The sequence below is a fragment of the Achromobacter sp. K91 genome, from assembly GCF_003576205.1.
Lineage (GTDB): Bacteria > Pseudomonadota > Gammaproteobacteria > Burkholderiales > Burkholderiaceae_B > Achromobacter > Achromobacter aegrifaciens.
In genome coordinates this window covers 74,496-94,249 of sequence record NZ_QWFB01000024.1, presented here as the reverse complement: position 1 = coordinate 94,249, position 19,754 = coordinate 74,496, and the positions used below count along the sequence as shown (strand labels likewise).

General features: G+C 66.9%; 16 protein-coding genes and 1 pseudogene. 7 read left to right on the top strand and 10 right to left on the bottom strand.

Going from position 1 to position 19,754, the window contains the following annotated elements:
• Positions 1-16: 16 nt before the first annotated feature.
• The 6 genes and pseudogenes from DXK93_RS06655 to DXK93_RS06630 all read right to left on the bottom strand — a co-directional run bounded on the left by DXK93_RS06655 (position 17) and on the right by DXK93_RS06630 (position 6,675).
• Complete coding sequence (locus DXK93_RS06655; RefSeq protein ID WP_119449676.1) at positions 17-1,366, bottom strand: amidase; 1,350 nt, start codon at positions 1,364-1,366, stop codon at positions 17-19.
• Between the two features lie 83 nt (positions 1,367-1,449).
• Entirely contained in the window at positions 1,450-2,133 is a 684-nt protein-coding gene (locus tag DXK93_RS06650; protein ID WP_054454032.1) for a DUF2848 domain-containing protein, read from the bottom strand.
• A 74-nt stretch (positions 2,134-2,207) separates the two neighbouring features.
• Positions 2,208-3,491, bottom strand: coding sequence for a TRAP transporter large permease (locus DXK93_RS06645; RefSeq protein WP_119449675.1), 1,284 nt, complete (start codon positions 3,489-3,491; stop codon positions 2,208-2,210).
• On the bottom strand, positions 3,488-4,108 hold the full coding sequence (locus DXK93_RS06640) for a TRAP transporter small permease subunit (protein WP_119449674.1): 621 nt from the start codon (positions 4,106-4,108) through the stop codon (positions 3,488-3,490). Before DXK93_RS06640 ends, DXK93_RS06645 begins: the two co-directional genes overlap by 4 nt.
• A gap of 196 nt (positions 4,109-4,304) precedes the next feature.
• On the bottom strand, positions 4,305-5,351 hold the full coding sequence (locus DXK93_RS06635) for a TRAP transporter substrate-binding protein (protein ID WP_054454026.1): 1,047 nt from the start codon (positions 5,349-5,351) through the stop codon (positions 4,305-4,307).
• Positions 5,352-5,770: 419 nt separating this feature from the next.
• A pseudogene (locus tag DXK93_RS06630) lies at positions 5,771-6,675 on the bottom strand (LysR family transcriptional regulator).
• Positions 6,676-6,762: 87 nt separating this feature from the next.
• Between DXK93_RS06630 and DXK93_RS06625 the strand changes: the two are divergent.
• Positions 6,763-7,722, top strand: a complete 960-nt coding sequence (locus DXK93_RS06625) for a DMT family transporter (protein ID WP_054454020.1) — start codon at positions 6,763-6,765, stop codon at positions 7,720-7,722.
• A gap of 97 nt (positions 7,723-7,819) precedes the next feature.
• The gene (gene fabV, locus DXK93_RS06620) at positions 7,820-9,010 is read left to right on the top strand and encodes an enoyl-ACP reductase FabV (RefSeq protein ID WP_119449673.1); all 1,191 of its coding nucleotides are present in this window, start codon (positions 7,820-7,822) and stop codon (positions 9,008-9,010) included.
• Positions 9,011-9,019: 9 nt separating this feature from the next.
• Here the strand turns inward: fabV and serB are convergent, their stop codons facing one another.
• Both serB and DXK93_RS06610 read right to left on the bottom strand, forming a co-directional pair.
• Positions 9,020-9,733 carry a phosphoserine phosphatase SerB gene (gene serB / locus DXK93_RS06615; protein ID WP_119449672.1) on the bottom strand — a complete coding sequence of 238 codons (714 nt, stop codon included), beginning with the start codon at positions 9,731-9,733 and terminating at the stop codon, positions 9,020-9,022.
• Between the two features lie 14 nt (positions 9,734-9,747).
• Entirely contained in the window at positions 9,748-10,656 is a 909-nt protein-coding gene (locus DXK93_RS06610; protein WP_054454014.1) for a LysR substrate-binding domain-containing protein, read from the bottom strand.
• 243 nt (positions 10,657-10,899) lie between these two features.
• On the opposite strand from DXK93_RS06610, the gene DXK93_RS06605 reads away from it, so the two are divergent.
• The 3 genes from DXK93_RS06605 to DXK93_RS06595 are packed head-to-tail and all read left to right on the top strand — an operon-like array spanning position 10,900 to position 14,642.
• The gene (locus DXK93_RS06605) at positions 10,900-11,976 is read left to right on the top strand and encodes an ABC transporter ATP-binding protein (protein ID WP_054454012.1); all 1,077 of its coding nucleotides are present in this window, start codon (positions 10,900-10,902) and stop codon (positions 11,974-11,976) included.
• Between the two features lie 13 nt (positions 11,977-11,989).
• A complete protein-coding gene (locus DXK93_RS06600) occupies positions 11,990-13,636 on the top strand; it encodes an iron ABC transporter permease (protein WP_119449671.1) in 1,647 nt (548 codons plus the stop codon).
• Positions 13,637-13,658: 22 nt separating this feature from the next.
• Entirely contained in the window at positions 13,659-14,642 is a 984-nt protein-coding gene (locus tag DXK93_RS06595) for an ABC transporter substrate-binding protein (protein WP_119449670.1), read from the top strand.
• A gap of 94 nt (positions 14,643-14,736) precedes the next feature.
• Here DXK93_RS06595 and DXK93_RS06590 read toward each other — a convergent pair whose 3' ends face one another.
• Positions 14,737-15,414 (bottom strand): ABC transporter ATP-binding protein, encoded by a 678-nt coding sequence (locus DXK93_RS06590; RefSeq protein WP_054454006.1) that lies wholly within the window; start codon positions 15,412-15,414, stop codon positions 14,737-14,739.
• Here DXK93_RS06590 and DXK93_RS06585 point away from each other — a divergent pair.
• Positions 15,413-16,060, top strand: coding sequence for an arylesterase (locus DXK93_RS06585; RefSeq protein WP_054454005.1), 648 nt, complete (start codon positions 15,413-15,415; stop codon positions 16,058-16,060). The two genes, DXK93_RS06590 and DXK93_RS06585, sit on opposite strands and share 2 nt — an antisense overlap.
• Before the next feature lie 11 nt (positions 16,061-16,071).
• Here DXK93_RS06585 and DXK93_RS06580 read toward each other — a convergent pair whose 3' ends face one another.
• Positions 16,072-18,033: a SurA N-terminal domain-containing protein gene (locus DXK93_RS06580; protein ID WP_119449669.1), complete on the bottom strand. Its 1,962-nt coding sequence runs from the start codon at positions 18,031-18,033 to the stop codon at positions 16,072-16,074.
• Positions 18,034-18,376: 343 nt separating this feature from the next.
• Here DXK93_RS06580 and DXK93_RS06575 point away from each other — a divergent pair, with 343 nt between their 5' ends.
• On the top strand, positions 18,377-19,669 hold the full coding sequence (locus DXK93_RS06575; protein WP_054454001.1) for a M20/M25/M40 family metallo-hydrolase: 1,293 nt from the start codon (positions 18,377-18,379) through the stop codon (positions 19,667-19,669).
• Positions 19,670-19,754: the final 85 nt, after the last annotated feature.

Here is a 19,754-nt window from a genome sequence, read left to right as displayed (position 1 = left end):
CCGCCCCCGCTGCGCGTCACTGGCCGGCGTAGAGCGCTTCCACCGCCAGGCCGATGCTCAGGATGCGGCGGTCGGCGCCGTTGCTGCCCGCGATCATCAGGCCCACCGGCGCGGTGCCTGCGGCATGGCAAGGCAGCGACAGCGCGCAGCCATCCAGGAAATTGATCAGCGTCGGATTGCGCAGGATCAGGCCATTGGCGGCGTAGTAGGCCTCGTCCGAGGCCTGCAGGTCGGCCACCGCCGGCGCCACGATGGGCGTGGTCGGCATGATCAGGGCGTCGTAGCCGGCGATGCGGCGGTCCACTGCCGCGACCCAGGCTTCGCGCGCATCCAGCAGGTCCAGGTAATCGGCCGCGCTCATGTCCTTGCCACGCATGATGCGCGACACCACGCGCGGGTCATAGCGCTTGCCGGCGCGGGCGATCAAGTCGCGGTGCCAGGCCCAGGCCTCGGCGGCGGTGAAGCCGCCCTTGGCGTTGATGGCGGCCAGTTCGGCGAATTCCGGAATCGCAATCTCTTCGACCAGGGCGCCGGCGGCCTTCAGGCGGCTGACGGCGACTGCAAAGCTGTCGGCGACATGCTTGTCCATGGCGTCCAGCGCCAGCGTGGTCGGGATGGCCAGGCGCAGGCCGTGCAGCACGGCCGCTTCCGGCACCGGGCCGCCGTCCCCGGACAGGATGGCGTCCAGCTCGGCGCAGCAACGCACGCTGGCGGCGATCGGGCCGATGGAGTCCAGGTTGGCCGACAGCGGCAGCACGCCTTCCATGGACACGCGCCAGGCGCTGGGCTTGAAGCCCGTCAGGCCGCACAGCGCGGCCGGAATGCGCACGGAACCGCCGGTGTCCGAGCCGATGGCCGCGGCCGACATGCCGTCGGCAACCGACACCGCGGCGCCCGAGGACGAGCCGCCCGGGATGCGGCCGGTGGCGCGGTCGTAGGGGTTCAGGGGCGTGCCGTAATGGGGATTGATGCCCAGGCCCGAATAGGCAAATTCGGTCATGTTGGTGCGGCCGATGATGACCGCGCCTGCGGCGATCAGGCGGCGCACGACTTCGGCGTCGGCGTCGGCCGCCGGTTCGCCCTCGCGGGCCACCGAGCCCGCCATCGTGGTTTCGCCTTCGACGTCGAAGAGATCCTTGATGCTGATGGGCAGGCCCTCGATCGCGGAGCGGACGATGCCGGCGGCGCGCAGCGTGTCGGAGGCTTGCGCCTGCGCCAATGCCGATTCGGCGTACAGGCGGGTGAACGCGCGGGCGCCCTCGCCCGCTTCGTCCTGCGCGCGGGCCAGCGCCGCCTGCGTCAGTTCCACGGAGGTGCTGCGGCCCTCTTGCAGGGCCTGGGTCAGATCATTCAAAGTCGGAACCATAGTCATCCTAGTGCCGTCTTGCGGCTTGAGTGCAAACGGGCGCGCCCGCGGGCGCGCCTGGCGATCAGCGCCTGGGGCCTGAATCAGGCCACCACGGGGAGCGTCTCGACATGATAGCGGTGGCGCAGGCTGCGCTGGCGCCGCGGATCGTGTAATTCCATGGTGAAGTCGGCCGCGGCACGGATGCCGCCGATCGCGCCCACCGTGCCGCAGGTCATGCCCGCGCCGGCCGGCAGCACCGTGGCGCCGCCGGTATAGCCTGCGATCAGGTCCTGCGGCGTGCGCAGCGACGCCAGCGGGCCTTCCTGGTACAGCACTTCCACGCCGTTCTCGACGATGTAGGAACGGATGATGAGCTCGTCCCAGTAGTCCGCCACGTCGGCCAGACGCCAGGCGCTCGTGGCCACGGGCTTGACGCAGACCTGCTTGGACATCGCCACGCTATAGGTTTCCAGCTTGCGGTCGGTATGGTCGGACGCGATGCTGACGTACATTTCGCCGTCCACGGAGAACACGAAGGTCTCGACTTCTCCCGACGAATCTTCGCCCAGCGCCTGCACGGTTTCCTTCTGGGTCAGCTGGTTGTCGGCGATGCGGTAGTACAGCGGCACGCTGCTGGGGCGCGGCACGCCGATGGCGGCGAGTTCTTCGATGTGGTGCTCGATCGCGGCCATGTCGCGTCCGGCCCAGCCGGCGACGATCAGGGTGTTGAACTCCACTTCCACCTGGCGGGGTTGCGAGTCTTCGATCTGGAATACGGCTTTCATATCTGTCCTGCTGAGAATAAGGGGGTGAAGGACGCGGCGGCTCGCCGCGCCCCGGAATGTCTAGGAAATGAAGGTCAGCCGAACACGCGCGGCAGCCACAGCGCCACGTCCGGCCAGAAGGCCAGCAACGCCAGCATCACGAACATGGCGGCCACGAACGGCAGGCTGCCCATGATGACCGCGCTCATGGAACCGCTCTTGCGCAGGCTCTGCACCACGAACAGGTTCAGGCCCACGGGCGGCGTGATCAAGGCGGCTTCGACCAGGATGATGATGACGATGCCCAGCCAGATGGGATCGAACCCCAGACCGATCATGATGGGCGCCACGATGGGGATGGTCGTGATCATCATGGACAGCGTTTCCATGAAGCAGCCCAGCACCAGGTAGAAAATCACCACGATCAACAGCATCCAGCCGGGCGACAGGCCCAGGCCCGTGATCGACTTGGTCAGCGCATCGGTCAGGCCGGTCGCGGACATGACGAAGTTCAGGAAGCTGGCCGCCACCACGATCAGCATGATCATGGCCGTGGAGCGCATGGTGCCTTCCATGACCTCGCGCAGCATCGACCACGACAGACGGCGGAACCAGGCCGCCAGGATGAACGCGCCCAGCACGCCCAGCGCGGCCGCCTCGGTCGGCGTGGCCAGGCCGGCGTAGATGGAACCCACCACCAGGAAGAAGATCCCCATGGGCGGAGCCAGATGCACCAGGCTGGCAAAGCGCTGGCCCCAGCTCGCCTGGATCTTCTTGCCGCCCCAGGACGGTTTGGCGACGCAGGCGATGACCACCGTCAGCATGAACAGCGCGGCCATCGCGAAACCCGGAATGATGCCGGCCAGGTAGAGCTTGGGCACCGAGGAATTCGTCAGCACGCCATAGATGACCAGATTGATCGAAGGCGGGATCAGGATGCCCAGCGTGCCGCCGGCGGCCAGGCTGCCCAGGAAGAGCGGCTCGTTGTAGCCGTACTTGCGGATCTGCGGGATCGCCACGGTGCCGACCGTCGCGGCAGTCGCCACGCTGGAGCCCGAGGTGGCCGAGAACAGCGTCGACGCGCCGATGTTGGCGTGCATCAGTCCGCCCGGCAGCCACGACAGCCAAAGGCTCATCGCGCCATACATGCGTTCGGCGAAGCCCGCACGCAGCAGCACCTCGCCCAGCATGATGAACAGCGGGATCGCCACCAGCAGGAATTCGTTGTTGGTGCTCCAGGAAACTTCGCCGATGGCGCGCGTAAGCGGCAGCATGGAGAACAGCGGGTCCAGGATCAGGCCCAGCACGCCCAGCGCCGCGCCCACCGGAATGGACAGGCCGATCAGCACCAGAAGCAGTATCAATGCGGTGGAAATCATGCGGCCTCTCCCTTCACCATGCGCTCGCCGGCGGCGGCTTCCTCGTCGGCTTCTTCCTGCGCCGAACGCACGCCGCAAATGCTCCTGACCAGTTCGATGTCGCCCGTGACCAGCGCGGCGGAAGCGCGCGCCAGCATCAGCGCGACGGTGATGCACATCCAGCCCAGGCCGAGCAGCCACAGGCCCTGCGGAATCCACAACGGCGTGGCCAGCGGCGTATTGGCCGCGGATTTCTGCGCCCAGGAGGTCTGCACCACCTCGGACGCGTAGTAAGTCAGGTACACCATGAAGACCGCCAGGGCCACCATGGAAATCCAGTCCAGCACGGCGGCGATGCGCACCGGCATGTATTGGTAGACCACGTCCACGCGCACATTGGCGCGCTGCAACGTGGCGAACGCCAGCGCCCAGGAGGTGCTGATGGCGAAGGCATAACTGGACAGCTCGTCCGCGCCGCCGGTCGTGAAGCCCAGGAACTTGCGGGCCAGCACATCGAACGAGATCAGCAGCACGCTGGCCACCGTCAGCGCGCCGCCGGCCCACACGGCCAAGCGCGAAAAGCTCTCGGCGCGCCGCAATAGCCCGCCCAGCAGGCGGAAGTGTTCAGATTGAGTCATGAGTAAAACCTTTGCAGGGCCAGGCACACATCGCCGCCCCAGCTATGTCGAGAACCGCCCTATCGGGACGCCCCACGGAGCCAGCTCTCCCGATCCATCGCCCCCCTCCCCCGATCGGGATGCCGCGGATCCGGCTCCGCCGGTCCGCAGGCATGCCCCCCTGGGGGGGAAGCGCGGTAGCGCTTCGGGGGGGAGACTACTTCTTCGCCACCACGCCCAGCGTCTTGCCGATGGTGGCGTTGAAGTCCTTCACGCACTGGGCCGAGCAGCGCGCGGCCCACTTCGGCAGCACGGCTTCTTCGGTGACCTTCTTCAGCAGCGCGCGGTCAGCATCCGAGGGCTGGACCAGGACCATCTTGCCCTTGACCGGGAACGGGCAAGCGGCAGCGCCCGTGTTGCAGTCATAGCCTTCCTGCGTCTGGCGCGCGGCGGCGTCCCAGATGTTGTCGACCAGCGTCTTCACATTGGTCTGCAGGAAAGTGCGCACGTTGGGGTCCAGCTTGTCCCAGGCCTTCTGGTTCACGGCGTGGATCTGCTGATTCCAGTTGATCGGCAGCGCGACCAGGTGGGTCGACACTTCGTACCACTTGGCCGAATAGCCGGACAGCGAACCCGTGATGGCGCAATCCACCACCTTGTTCTGCAGCGCCGGCACCACTTCGCCGAAGGCCATGGTCACGCTGGAGCCGCCCAGCGCTTCGACGAACTCGGCGGTGGTACGGCTGCTGGTGCGGACCTTCTTGCCCTTGATGTCGGCCAGGCCCTTGATTTCGGCGTTGCAGAACAGCACCTGCGCGGGATAGGTGGAAATGCCCAGCAGCTTGACGTTGCTGCCCTCGCCATACAGCTTGGCGTAGACCGGTTCGAACGCGTCGGTGACGGCGCGCGCGGTCTTGACGTCGGGCGCCAGTCCGGCCAGGTCGATCGCTTCGTTGATGGGATTGTCACTGGCGAAGTACGCCAGGGTGGCGGTGCCGAATTCGACCACGCCCTGCGACATCAGGCGCAGCAATTCGGGGCCCTTCAAGCCCATTTCGTTGAAGCCCTTGATGTCGGCCGTGACCTGGCCCTTGGACAGCTCGGGGATGGTCTTGGTCCAGAACGGCTTTTCGTAATCGTTGTAGGCGGTCAGGTTGCTCAGGCCGCCCACGACTTTCAACTGGGTCTTGGGGAGGTCCTGGGCCTGGACGGCGCCGGCCAACAGGCTGGCGGCGACGGCGGCGAAAACTAGCGACTTCTTCATGGACAAAACTCCTGGCTGGCGGGATGGTATGCCGCGCGCCGGATCCCGTTATCCTGGCGGCGCGCGGTGGCAATCGAAGAGTCTGGAGATCAGCCGCGCAGCGGCGCGCGTCGCGCCTGCGCGGCATGGCTTGCCGCCCGGTTCCGGGAATGGGACATACGCTGGTTCATGCTTTCCCCCGCTCTATGCATCCAGGCGATCGTTATTGGTGGCGCCATTGCAGCGTCAGGGGCGCGGAGCGTCCAATCGTATGTTGCGATACGGGGGTATAAATTTTTCTTTGGTCTCGTGCGGCAAGCGCCCCGCGTTTCGCGCAAACGACGCGGTGGCGCGGCTTGGCGGGCAGTTGGGCGCGTCGCAACGTGGCCGCGGCGCACGGCCGCTACGGCCGGCGGCGCAGCCCCTGCTGGGGTAAACACCTAGAGCGGAATCCCGTCCGCAGCCTGCTCGGCCACCTTCTGCGCCATCTGCGCGATGACCCGTACCGCGTGACTATCCGGCCCCTGCACCCAGGTAGCCGTGAAGCTCAGTTCCGGCAAAGGATCCGCCTCCACGCGCAGGATGCGCAATTCGCCGCGCGCCAGCTCCTTGCCCAGGAACACCGGCGCGATGACGCTGGTGCCGATGGCGTCCTGCGTCATCCGCACCACCATCGACATCGACGCACTGCCGTACATGCGCGGCGACGTCACGCCGGCGCGAGTCAGCATGTCGCGCACCACGCGGTAAGGCGCGCTGTTGGAGGGATAGGTGATGATGGGCAGCTTGCCTATCCGCTCCAATGTCAGCGGCTCCGGCCCCAGATCCAACAGGGGGCTGGCGACCCAAGCCAGCGGATAGGTGCATAGGGGCAGGTTTTCCACACGCGCCTCGAGCACCGGCCCCATCAGGAAGGCCAGATCGATCTGGCGCGACATCAGGTGCGAGCGCAGCACATGCGTCGTGTCCACCTCTATTTCCAGCACCAGCGCCGGATAGTTCGAATGGATCAGCTCGATCAGCGTGGGCAGCCAGGTCTGCACGATGGTCTCGGCCACGCCGATGCGCACGGTGCCGCTCATGACGTTTTGCTCGCGCGCGGCTTCGAACATGTCGCGCCGCACCTGCAGCATGCGTTCGGCATGCGACAGCAGTTCATGCCCCTTGGCGGTCAGCTTCACGCCGCGCGCCTCGCGCTCGAACAGGAGCACGCCCAGGTCGGCCTCCAGCGAGGCGATGCGCTGCGATACCGCAGGCTGGGTGGTGTTGAGTTTCTCCGACGCGGCGCGAAAACTGCCCAGCGTGGCCACCCAAAAAAAGTTTCGATGTTGCGTAGTTCTATCATGAGCCTGTTCCCCCGGCGCGATGAGCGTATCATGGCAGCCGCCCGGTACCTGCAAACCGGCGTTTCAGCCAACAAAGGAGTTTGTCGATGACCCCGGCCGATGACGGTCGCACGCGCCGCGCAGCGCCCGCTTCCAGCGGCCCGATGATGGGGGTGCTGTTGCTGGTGCTGTCGATGTGGACGCTGTCGTGCCTGGATGCCAGCGGCAAGTGGGTCATGAATGCGGGCGTGCCGCTGCTGGTGCTGTCGTGGTTCCGCTATGCGGTGCACCTGGCGCTGGTGCTGGCCCTGGTGCTGCCCGCGCGCGGCCTGGGCGTTTTTCGCAGCAAGAAGCCGCGCGAACAGATCCTGCGCGGCGGCTCGATGTTCCTGGCCACGCTGATGTTCTTCACCACGCTGAGCTACATCCCGCAGGCCGAGGCCACCGCCATCAACTTCCTGGCGCCGCTGCTGGTGCTGTCCGCCGCGCCCTGGGTCCTCAAGGAACCCGCCCGCCTGTCGCGCTTCGTGGCCGCCGGCATCGCGTTCATCGGCGTGATCATCGTGATCCGCCCGGGCGGCGGCCTGGATCCGGTGGGCACGGTGTTCGGCCTGCTCACGGCCTGTTGCTTCGCCGTGCAGTTCATCGCCACGCGGCGCGTGGCGGGCGACGACCCGTTTACCTCGCTGATCTGGAGCGGCGCCGTCGGCACGCTTTGCCTGACCCTGTCCCTGCCCTTCATCCTGCCACCTGCCCTGCCAGTGCTCAAGGCCCTGGCGCCGCTGGACTGGGTCGTGCTGATCTCCACCGGCATCACCGGCGGCCTGGGCCATCTGTTCCAGATCGCCGCCTACCGCCGCGCGCCCGCTTCCACCCTGGCGCCCTTCGTCTACCTGCAGATCATCAGCGCCACCTCGGTCGGCTGGCTGGTCTGGGGCCACTTCCCGGACCCGCTGACCTGGCTGGGCATCGCCATCATCTGCGCCAGCGGCATCGGCATCGGCCTGATCGAATGGCGCCGCAGCCGCGCCCAGGCCGCGCCGCTGGCCGGGGCCGACGCACGCTGAGCCGGCAGCGCGCAGGCGCCGCCTCCCGTACAATGCGGGTCGCTTTTTGCGCTTTCGCGCATGGGCGATCCAGGCATTTCCCCGAATCGAGGCTCCCATGATCATCAAGCCCCGCGTGCGCGGTTTCATCTGCGTCACCACCCATCCGGCCGGCTGCGCCGCCAACGTCCGCAACCAGATCGACTACGTCCGCGCCCAGGGGCCGATAGCTGGCGGGCCGAAACGCGTACTGGTGCTGGGCGCATCGACCGGCTATGGCCTGGCGGCGCGGATCAGCGCGGCCTTTGGCTGTGGCGCGCAGACGCTGGGCGTGTTCTTCGAGCGGCCGGGCGACGCCGCCAAGGCCGGCACGCCGGGCTGGTACAACACGGCGGAGTTCCACGAGCAGGCCCACGCCGCTGGACTCTATGCCAAGAGCGTCAACGGCGACGCCTTCTCCGACGAAATCAAGCGCAAGACCATAGACCTCATCAAACAGGATCTGGGCCAGGTCGATCAGGTGATCTACAGCCTGGCCGCGCCGCGCCGCACGCACCCGAAAACCGGCGAAGTCTTCAATTCGACCCTCAAGCCCATCGGCCAGGCGGTCAACCTGCGCGGCCTGGACACCGACCGCGAAGTGGTCAAGGAATCCGTGCTGGAACCCGCCACCCAGGCCGAGATCGACGCGACTGTCGCCGTCATGGGCGGCGAAGACTGGCAGATGTGGATAGACGCGCTGCTGGAAGCCGGCGTGCTGGCCGAAGGCGCCACCACCACGGCCTTCACCTACCTGGGCGAGAAGATCACCCACGACATCTACTGGAATGGCTCGATCGGCGCCGCCAAGAAGGATCTGGACCAGAAGGTGCTGGAGATCCGCGCCAAGCTGGCCGCGCGCGGCGGCGACGCCCGCGTGTCGGTGCTCAAGGCGGTGGTGACGCAGGCCAGCTCGGCGATCCCCATGATGCCGCTCTACCTGTCGCTGCTGTTCAAGACCATGAAGGAGGCCGGCACCCACGAAGGCTGCATCGAACAGGTCTACGGCCTGTACCGCGACAGCCTGTGCGGCAAGACGCCGATCCTGGACCAGGACGGCCGCCTGCGCGCCGACTACAAGGAACTGGATCCCGAGGTGCAGGCCCGCGTGCAGGCGCTGTGGGGCCAGGTCACCAACGACAACATCTACCAGCTGACGGACTTCGCGGGCTACAAGCAGGACTTCCTGCGCCTGTTCGGCTTCGAAATCGAAGGCGTCGACTATGAAGCCGACACCGATCCGGCCGTGGAAATCCGCGGGCTGGCTTGAGCCCCGGCGCTAGCGCGCCATCAGCTCCAGCAGGCGGTCCAGGCCGCCTTCGTCGATTGCGACATTGACCTCCTCGCGCACGGCCGGTTTGGCGCGGTAGCCCACCGACAGGCCCGCCGCCCGCATCATCGGCAGGTCGTTGGCGCCGTCGCCCACGGCGATGGCGCGCTCCGGCCCCACGCCCAGCGCCGCGCACACTTCCAGCAGCTTGCGGCGCTTTTCCTCGCCATCGCAGATGTCGCCCCAGGCTTGCGGCAGCAGCCGGCCGGTCAGGCGTCCATCCACGATTTCCAGCACATTGGCGCGCACGTCGTCCAGCCCCAGTCGCACCCGCAGCCGGTCGGTGAAGCAGGTAAAGCCGCCAGTCACCAGCAGGCAGGTCAGGCCCGCGGCCTTGCACGCCGCGATCAGCGTTTCCGCGCCCGGATTGATGCGCACACGCTGTTCATAGACCTCGTCCAGCGCCGCTTCCGGCATGCCTGCCAGCAGCGCCACGCGCTCGCGCAGGCTCTGCTTGTAGTCCTTGATCTCGCCGCGCATGGCGGCTTCCGTCAGCGCCGCCACCTCGGCCTTCTTGCCCATCAGGTCCGCCATTTCGTCCAGCGTCTCGATCGAGATCAGCGTCGAGTCCATGTCGAAGGCGATGAGTTTGTAGTCCGTGAGCGCAAGCGGAGGCGTAATGCCGCGCCAGGAAAGGCCGGGTGTCGTAGAGGCGGAATGCATGTGGAATCCTTGGTCTATGCGGTATGTGAGGGGTCGCGCCCTTGCTCGCGCAACCACTCGATGAACAATAGCGCCGACGCGGCGGCCGGGCCGTCCTGGCGGTACAGCGCGTGGATGCCGGCGTTCGGCAGCTGCGGGCCGTCGAACAGCGGGCGCAGGCGATCGGCGCGGATGTCGTCTTCCAGCAGGCACCAGGGCGCCAAGGCGATGCCCAGGTCGTTCATGGCAGCCTGCATGCACAGGAACTGGTGGTCGAACACCGGCCCCGGCAATTGCGCAGGCACGTCCACCTTGGCCAGCGCGAACCAGCGCGGCCAGTGGTCCATGCCGCCCGCGATCTTCAGCAGCGGATGCCCCAGGCAATCCGCGGGCGCGGCCAGGCGGTTGCGCTCGATGAAGCGCGGCGATGCCACCGGCACGTGGAAGTCGTCCAGGCAGTGCACGCAGGCCAGGTCCGAATGCGCCATGTAGCCGTGGCGGATCAGCACGTCGCTGCCCGTGTCGCCGCCGCGGTCCAGGAACGACCGCCCTTGCGTGGTGAGCTGCACGTCCACGCCCGGATGCCGGGCCTGGAACGCCGACAGGCGCGGGATCAGCCACTTCATGGTCAGCGACGGCGTGGCGCAGACGCGCAGCACGCCGCCGTAGGCGGGCGATTTCAGCTTGGCGGTCGCGGCCGCGATGCGTTCCAGGCTGGCCTGGATTTCCGGAAAGTAGGCCTGGGCGCAAGGCAGCAGCGCCACGCCGCGCGCCTCCCGCGCGAACAGAGGCTGCCCCACGTACTCTTCGAGTATGCGGATCTGCTGGCTGACCGCGCTATGCGTGATGCTCAGTTCGTCGGCGGCCGCGGTGAAGCTGCGCAGACGCGCCGCGGCTTCGAACACGCGCAAGGCCTTCAGCGGCGGCAGGCTCTGCCCCGCCATCTCAGTTGCGGCCCGCCCGCGCGCCGGCCCGGCGCCGCGCTGTGCTGCTCTTTCCCACGTTTTCCCTTGTCGTCTATTTTTTGTCGGCGCTGCTTGCGCGCGCCTGTCCTATCCAGCCGCATTCTAGGTGATAGCCCGCGCGTCGACCTCTTAGAAAAACTAACGACTACCCTTAAAAAACACCGCTGGTCGGGCGCCCACCGCGTTTCTATGATGCCCGCAACCTCAGGCAGGAAGCGAAACATGGCATCAATCACCGTAGACGGCATCGTCAAGACTTTCGGCGGGCAGCAAGTGCTGCGCAATCTGTCGCTGCACATCCCCGACGGCGCGTTCTACACGCTGCTGGGCCCCAGCGGCTGCGGCAAGACCACGCTGCTGCGCTGCATTGCGGGCTTCTATGCTCCCGACGGCGGACGCCTGCTGTTCGACCAGGACGACGTGACCCACGTGTCCGCGCACCGCCGCGATATCGGCATGGTGTTCCAGGACTATGCGCTGTTCCCCGACAAGACCGCGTTCGACAACGTGGCCTACGGCCTGCGCGCCCGCGGCGTGGCGCGCGCCGAGATCACGCGGCGCGTGAACGAGGCGCTGGACAAGGTCGGGCTGCTGACGCTGGCCGAACGCTATCCGGCGCAGATGAGCGGCGGGCAGCGCCAGCGCGTGGCGCTGGCGCGCGCGCTGGTGATCCGGCCGCGCGTACTGTTGATGGATGAGCCGCTGTCCAACCTGGACGCCAAGATGCGCCTGCAGATGCGCGACGTGATCCTGGACCTGGTGCGCGAGGCCGGCATCACGACCGTGTTCGTCACGCACGACCAGGAAGAAGCGCTGGCGATGTCCGACCGCATCGCCATCATGGACCGCGGCGACATCGCCCAGCTGGGCACGCCGGAAGAACTCTACGGCACGCCGGTAAACGCCTACGTCGCGGACTTCATCGGTTCGGCCAACGTGATCCCCGTGCCCGCCCGCAACGGCCAGGCCGGCGCCCCCGCCGGCCATGTGCGCTACGAGATCTGCGGCCTGGGCTTTGACGGCGTGCAAGGCAGCGACCAGCTGGACGGCAAGGGTGTGCTGATCGCGCGCCCGGAAGAGCTGGCCCTGATGGCGCCCGCTCCCTACGTGCCCAATACCTTGCCGGGCAAGGTGCTGCGACGCCAATACCTGGGCTTCAAGACCGCATACCGCATTGCGCTGGACAACGGCTCCGAGATCCGCGTCGAGCTGCATGCCGGCAACATGGTGGCGCAGTTCCAGCCCGGCGAAGCCGTGCAGGTGCTGATTCCCGCCGACAGCCGCGTCGTCAACGCCTGAGGACGCGCCGACCATGAAAATCAAATGGTGGCCCTGGGGCATCCTGACGGCAATCAGCCTGGCCCTGCTGCTGTTCTTCGTGCTCTATCCGCTGGCCGTGCTCTTCAGCAACAGCGTCACCGGGCAGGATGGCGGTTTCACGCTGGAGGGCTTCAAGGCCCTGCTGGCCGACTCCCAATACGTCGAGGCCTTCGGCAATACCCTGATCCTGGGCCTGGCGGTCACGGCCTGCACGGTGCTGGTGGGCGTGCCCTTCGCCTACATGGTGGCGCGCTTCGACTTTCCGCTGAAGAACCTGGTGGCGATCCTGCCGGTGCTGACCATCGTGATCCCCGAGATCATCGTGGGCCAGTCCTGGCTGCTGATCCTGGGCAATAACGGCATCCTGACCAACCTGCTGGGCGACGCCGGCATTTCGCTGCCCTCGTTCTACGGCTGGACCGGCATGGTGTTCTCCATGACGCTGGTCTACTACACCTACATCTACCTGGGCGTGCTGGCGGCGCTGCGCGGCTTCGACGGCCAGCTGGAAGAAGCGGGCCTGAGCCTGGGCACGCCGCCGTTGCTGACCAAGCTGCGCGTCCTGGTGCCGGTGTTGCTGCCGGCGGTGCTGGTCAACGCGCTGGTGGTGTTCACGCTGGTGGTGGGCAACTTCGCGCTGGCCATGCTGCTGGGCAGCCGCGTGCCGCTGCTGTCGGTCATGACGTACAACACCTTTGTCAGCGAAATGGGCGGCAGCCCGACCCTGCAGAGCGCGATGTCGGTGGTGTCCATCGCCATCGTCGCCATCGTGCTGTTCTTCCAGAAACGCGTGGTCGAACGCAAGGTCTACACCATGACGCAGGGGCGCGCGCCGGCCGCTACCCGCGTGCGCTCCTGGACCGCCCTGCTCTACACCAGCGGTGTGGGCCTGATCATCTTCATTTCGCTGCTGCCGCTGATCGTGGTCTTCATCGCTGCCTTCACCAAGACCAGCGGCCCGGTCATGCAATGGGGACAATGGTCGCTGGCCAGCATGCAGCGCGCGCTGCATGGCGCGCCGGAGCCCATCCTGAACTCGCTCAAGTTCGCCTCGCTGGCCACGGTGCTGGGCGTGGCCTTCGCGGTGCTGGTCAGCTATCTGACGATCAAGAAGCGCAGCGCCTCGACCCAGGTGCTGGACTACATCGTGGTGCTGCCCCTGACCATTTCCGGCACGGTGCTGGGCATCGCACTGGTGCAGACCTTCAACACCGGCTGGCTGGTGCTGGCGGGCACGTCGGGAATCATGGTGCTGTGCTACACGGTGCGGCGCCTGCCCTTCGCGGTGCGCAACGCCTCGTCGGTGCTGTTCAACATCCCCGAGTCGATCGAGGAAGCGTCGATCAGCCTGGGCGTGTCGCCGCTCATGACCTTCTTCAAGGTGATCCTGCCCGCCATGAAGGCGTCCATCATCTCGGCAGCCATCCTGATGTGGCTCACCACCATTTCCGAGCTGTCGGCCTCCATCGTCGCCTACAGCGGCGGCCTGGAGACCATGCCCATCGCCATCTTCCGCCAGGTCGACGGCGGCAGGCTGGGCATGGCGTCGGCCTATGGCGCGGCGCTGGTCACGGTCATCGTGCTGCCCATCATCGTGTCGGTCAAGGCGTTCCGCATCAAGCTGTTCTCCGGTAAATAACCCACTTGCACAGAGGCTAACCATGCAATTCAAGCACCTACTTCAGTACAGCGTCCTGGCCGCCGCCCTGGCTACTGGCGCCGCCCAGGCCCAGAACGTCGTGCTCTATTCGTCCAACAACACGGAGACGATCGAAACCGCGCTGGACGCGGTGAAGCAGAAGTCGCCGAAATTGAACGTGCAGCCCGTCACCGGCGGCACCGGCACGATGATGAAGCGCATCGAGGCCGAGGCGCAGAATCCGCGCGGCGACCTGTTCTGGAGCGGCGGCTTCGGCACGCTGGGCGCCTACCGCCAGCATCTGCAGCCCTACCGCCCGGCCGACCTGGACAAGATCCCCGCCGAGTTCCGCGGTCCGGACGATCTGTGGGTGGGCACCAACGTGCACGTCATGGTGATGATGGTCAACGAGCGCCAGCTCAAGGGCCAGCCCGCGCCGGCCACCTGGTCCGACCTGATGCAGCCGCAGTGGAAGAACAAGTTCGCCATCACCGACCCGTCCAAGAGCGGCACGGCCTACATGCTGGTGTATGGCCTCTTCAAGCAATTCGGCCAGGAAGGCCTGGACAAGATCGCCGCCAACGCGGTGGTCACGGCATCGTCCGGCACCACCTACAAGGGCGTGGCCGCGGGAGAGTATGCCGTGGGCATGACGCTGGAGTACGCCGCGCAGGAATACGTAGCCGGCGGCCAGAAGGAAATCAAGCTGGTCTACCCGACCGAGGGCAGCTACCTGGCGCCGGAAGGCATGTTCATCATCAAGGGCGCGAAGAACATGGACGCGGCCAAGGCCTTGTATGACGGCCTGTTGAGCAAGGAGTCGCAGGAAGCGCAACTGGTGAAGAACTTCCGCCGCCCGACGCGCACGGACGTGGCCGTGGCCAGCCTGACCACCCTGCCCGACCTGAAGACCATCAAGATCTTCCCGGTCAGCCAGGATGCCGCGGCAAAGGAGTATGAAGCGGTGGTCGCCGCCTGGAACCAGGCGGTCGCGAAATCCAAGTAAGAGGGTAAGGCCCTCACGCCGCGCCCCTCCGGGGCTCGCAGCCCCCCCCGAGGGGCTGGTCCAACTTGGAAGCCCGGCGGTGGGGCCGGCGGCATCAGGCGCCGTTGACCATCCGCCCCGCCGCCAGCACCAGCTGACGCCCGCAACGGGCGGCCAGCTGCGGATCGTGGGTCACCAGCACCAGCGTGGTGCCGTGCTCGCGGTGCAGGTCGAACATCAGGTCGATGACCGTCACCCCTGTGGCGGCGTCCAGGCTGCCGGTGGGCTCGTCCGCGAACAGCAGGTCCGGCTGCACCACGAAGGCGCGCGCCAGCGACACGCGTTGCTGCTCGCCGCCCGACAGGGTGCGCGGGTAGTGATGCAGGCGCTTGCCCAGCCCCACCCGCTCCAACATGGCCTGGGCCGCGTCCCGCGCCGATTGCCCGGCCAGCTCCAACGGCAGCATCACGTTTTCCAGCGCCGTCAGGTTGGGCAGCAGCTGGAATGACTGGAATACGAAACCCACATGATTGGCCCGCAAACGCGCGCGGCCGTCCTCGTCCAGCGAGAACAGGTCCTGCCCGGCCAGGCGCACGCTGCCCGCGCTGGGAACATCCAGGCCTGCCAGCAGTCCCAACAAGGTGGACTTGCCCGACCCCGAACTGCCGGTGATGGCCACGGCGCTGCCCGCCTCGACCGTAAAATCTATACCTTCCAGGATGGAGAGCGTGCCGCCGGCATCGGCCACCTGCTTGCCCAGCCCTTTCACCTCGATCGAATTCTTGTTATCCATGCGCCTATTTTCCCGTCTGCTACTCATGACCGCCATGGCGACCGCCGTCGTGGCGCCCGCCCACGCTCAGACCGCCGCCGCGGCCCAGGGTTCCGCGCCCCGCACGGTGTTGGTCCTGGGCGACAGCCTGTCGGCCGAATACGGCATCAAGCGCGGCACCGGTTGGGTGCCGCTACTTTCGGCCCGCGTAGCGGAACAATACCCCAAGTACCAGGTCGTCAATGCCAGCATCAGCGGCGACACGACCAGCGGCGGCGTGGCCCGCCTGCCCGCGCTGCTGCGCCAGCATGCGCCGGCCGTGGTGGTGCTGGAGCTGGGCTCGAACGACGCGTTGCGCGGCCTGCCGCTGACCATGACCGAGCAGAACCTGCGCACCATGGCCCAGGCCGCCCGCAAGGCCGAGGCGCAGGTCCTGATCGTCGGCATGCAGATTCCGCCGAATTACGGCCGGGATTACACCCAGCGCTTCGCGCAGGTGTTCCCAACGGTCGCCAAAGACGAAAACGCCCGGCTCGTGCCCTTCCTGATGGAAGGTATCGCAACGAACCGGGCGATGTTCCAGGCTGACGGCATCCATCCGAACGAGGATGCCCAGCCTTTGCTACTGGACAACGTGTGGCCGACGCTGCGGCCACTGTTGAACTGATCCTGGGCTGATCAGCCGGCTGCCGGCTGATCGCCGCGGATGACCGCGGCGGCGGCGGGCAGCACCTGCACCTTGTACTCTTCGCGCAGCATGCGCAGCATGGCTTCGTTTTCGGCCTGGCCCCAGGCGCCCGACAGCTGCTGCGCCAGGCGCTCCTTGTCGGCCGGATCAACCGTGCCGGCCTCGACCTTCTCCAGGCGCGCCAGCGTGTAGTCCGAACCCGATTGCACGCCGGCGTAGGCCGGCAGCGTGGCGGCGGGCAGGCGCATGACGGCGTCCAGCACCGGACGCGGCAGATCCTTGGGATCCTGGCGCGACACGATCACCGGCGCGCCAAAGCCTTCCGGCGTTGCGGCGGGGTTAGCCTTGTCGGCAGCCAGCGCGGCTTCGCCGGCCTTCTTGGCGGCTTCGGCCGAACGCTCGTCCAGCAGCTTGGCGCGGATGGTGTCCGAGACCTTGTCCAGCGGCGGCACGTGGGACGGCTCGACAGCGGCCACGCGCAGGGCCAGCATGGTGTCGGGCGAGAGTTCGATCACGCCGGAGTTCTGCTTTTCACGCAGCACGTCGGGCGAGAACAGCACCTGGCGCACGCGCGGGTTGTCCAGCAGCGCGGCATCGGGGCCGGCGGCGGCCGAGCCCGGACCCGCCTTGTCGGCGGGCAGCAAACCTTCGCGGGTCACGCCGGAAGCGGTACGCAGCTTCAGGCCGACGGCGTCGGCGGCGGGCTGCAGGCTGTCGCGCTGGTCATAGACCTGCTTGTTCAACTGGCTGGCCATTTCCGAGAAGCGCACGGCGGCGAGCTGCTTGCGGACTTCGGCGGTGATCTGGTCCTTGACCTCGGCCAGCGGCTTGATGGCGGCGGGCTGGATTTCGGTGACCTTGACCACGTGCAGGCCGGACGGGGTTTCGATCACGCCGGACACCTGGTCCTTGGACTGGCCGAAAATCGCCTTTTCCAGCGGACCGGTCAACATGCCGGGCGCGAGCCAGCCCAGATCGCCGCCATTGGTCGCCGAACCCGCGTCCTGCGAGTTCTTGCGGGCCAGTTCGGCGAATTGCGCCGGATCGGCGGCGGCCTGCTTGGCGAGGTCCTCGGCCTTGGCACGGGCGGCCTTGCGGGCGTCTTCCGACGCGCCAGGCGCCAGGTTGATCATGATGTGGCTGGCGCGGCGGCGTTCGGGCTGGCCGAAGCGGTTCTTGTTCTGCTCGTAGTAGGACGCAAGGTCCTCGTCCTTGACCTGCACGCCTTGCGTGGCGGCGGCCTCGTCCAGCACCAGGTACTGGACCTGGACCTGTTCGGGAATCTGCAGTTGCTGCTTGTTGGCGTCGTACCAGGCCTGGATGTCGGCCGGGCTGACGCTGACCTGCGAGCGGTAGTCGGCAGCGGCGAAGCGGCGCAGTTGCACCGTGCGCTGCTGCGTCAACGCCGTTTCCAGCGCGGCCACGACCTCGCCGGGTGCGCGGGCCGACTGGCCCACGGGCTCCAGCACGCGCGCGACCGCCAGATCGCGGCGCAGGCCGGCTTCGAACGAGGTCGGCGACATGCCTTGCGCAGCCAGCACCTGGCGATAGCGCTCGGGCGAGAAGCGGCCATTGTCCTGGACTTCCGGAATCGCGGCGATGGTGTTGCGCAGCGTTTCGTCGGACACCGAGAAACGGTTGTCGACGGCAACGTTGGCCAGCAGGCGCTGGTTGATCAACTGATTGAGCAAGCCTTCGCGCAGCGCCGGCGTGTCGATGACGGCCGGATCGAACTGGGCGCCCAGGCGCTGGCGGAACTGCTCCAGCTGGTTGCGGTGCGCCTGATCGAACTCGGCCCGCGACACGGGTTGGCCATTGACCGTGGCCAATTCAGGCTCGGCGCGCATGAAGCTGTCATAGCCTTGAATACCGACCAGGAAGAAGGACGGCACAATCAGAAGCAGCAGGATGAACTGCATCCAGCGCCGATGGCTGCGAATAAATTCGAACATGGAATCCCTGTTGCCGCACCCCGGGCGCAAGCCCAAAGCCGCAAGAAAACGCATAAAAAAAGGCGAACCAGATTCGCCCTGTTCCCATACCGGTCAATACCGGATCAGCGGGCGGATTTTACCATTTCTCATTCGCCGCGCAGCCCAGGAATCTTTCGAATGTCATCCGGGCCTGCCCCCGGGCTCAAACGGCACGAAACCGGGGACCGAGTCAACCCGGGGAACCACCATTTCCAGCCCCTTGCGGCCCTCGTATCGTGGCCTGTCAGGGTAAGCCCGCATTACCCCGACGCCGCTCCCGAAGGATGCGGCCCCTTCCACGCACGCTCAGAGGTACACACTGATGCCGTACACATCTCCCCGCCTGCAACTCCTGCGCACCTGCATCGCCCTGGCCTTCGTCGGCGGCGCCCCCGCCGCGCTGGCCGCGCCCGTCGCCGCCGTCCACGAAGCCGCGCAAGCCCAGCAGCAAGGCATGCTGGACACCATGCGCGACCTGGTCGGCATCGAGTCGGGCAGCAAGGACGTCGAGGGCGTGGAGCGCATCGCCGTCCTGATCCGCGACCGGCTCAAGGCGCTGGGCGGAACGGTGGAGATCATCCAGCCCACCGACGTATTCCGCCTGGACGACACGCCAGAGAAGGTCGGCCCCATGGTCCATGCCGAATTCAAGGGTAAAGGCCAGAAGAAGATCATGCTGATCGCCCACATGGACACCGTCTACCGCAACGGCATGCTCAAGGACCAGCCTTTCCGCATCGACGGCGACAAGGCCTACGGCCTGGGCATCGCCGACGACAAGCATGGCGTGGCCGCCATCATTCACACCCTGACCCTGCTGCAAAAACTGGGCTTCGAGGACTACGGCACCATTACCGTGCTGATCAACGGCGACGAGGAAATCAGCTCGCCCGGCGCGCGCAGCACCATTACCCGCCTGGGCGCCGACCAGGATGCGGTGTTCTCGTTCGAAGGCGGCGGCGCGCAAGCGCGCCTGACGCTGGCCACCAGCGGCATCGGCGCGGCCTACCTGACCGTGCAGGGCAAGACCTCGCATGCGGGCGCGCGGCCCGAAGGCGGCGTCAACGCGCTGTATGAGTTGGCCCACCAGGTGCTGCAGCTGGACAAGCTGTCCAAGCCCGAGGAAGGCTTGAAGCTGAACTGGACCGTGGCCCAGGCCGGCACCAACCGCAACGTCATTCCGGGCCAGGCCACCGCCCAGGCGGACGCGCGCGCCCTGCGCGTCTCCGATTTCGATGCGCTGTCGCGCACGCTGGAAGAACGCATACAGAAGAAGCTGCTGCCCGAATCCAAGGTCAGCGTGAAGTTCGAAGTGCGCCGCCCGCCCTTGGAAGCCACGCCGGCCTCGCGCGCCCTGGCCCAACACGGCGTGCAGATCTACAAAGAGCTGGACTTGCCGATGACGGTCGTGGACCGCGCCAGCGGCGGCGGCACCGACGCCGCTTTTGCCGCCTTGAAGGCGCGCGGCCCGGTAATCGAAGGCATGGGCCTGAGCGGCTTTGGCGCGCATTCCAACGACGCCGAGTACATCCAGATCAACAGCATCGTGCCGCGCCTGTACCTCGCCGCGCGGATGATCATGGACGTGTCGCAGGACAAGGCGCCCATGAAATAGCCCTGGAGACCTGCCGCGGCGTTCCCGCGCGCCGCGGCAGGCGCAGAACGGGCGTGCAGAAGGAGTATCCTTGCAACCCTGACCA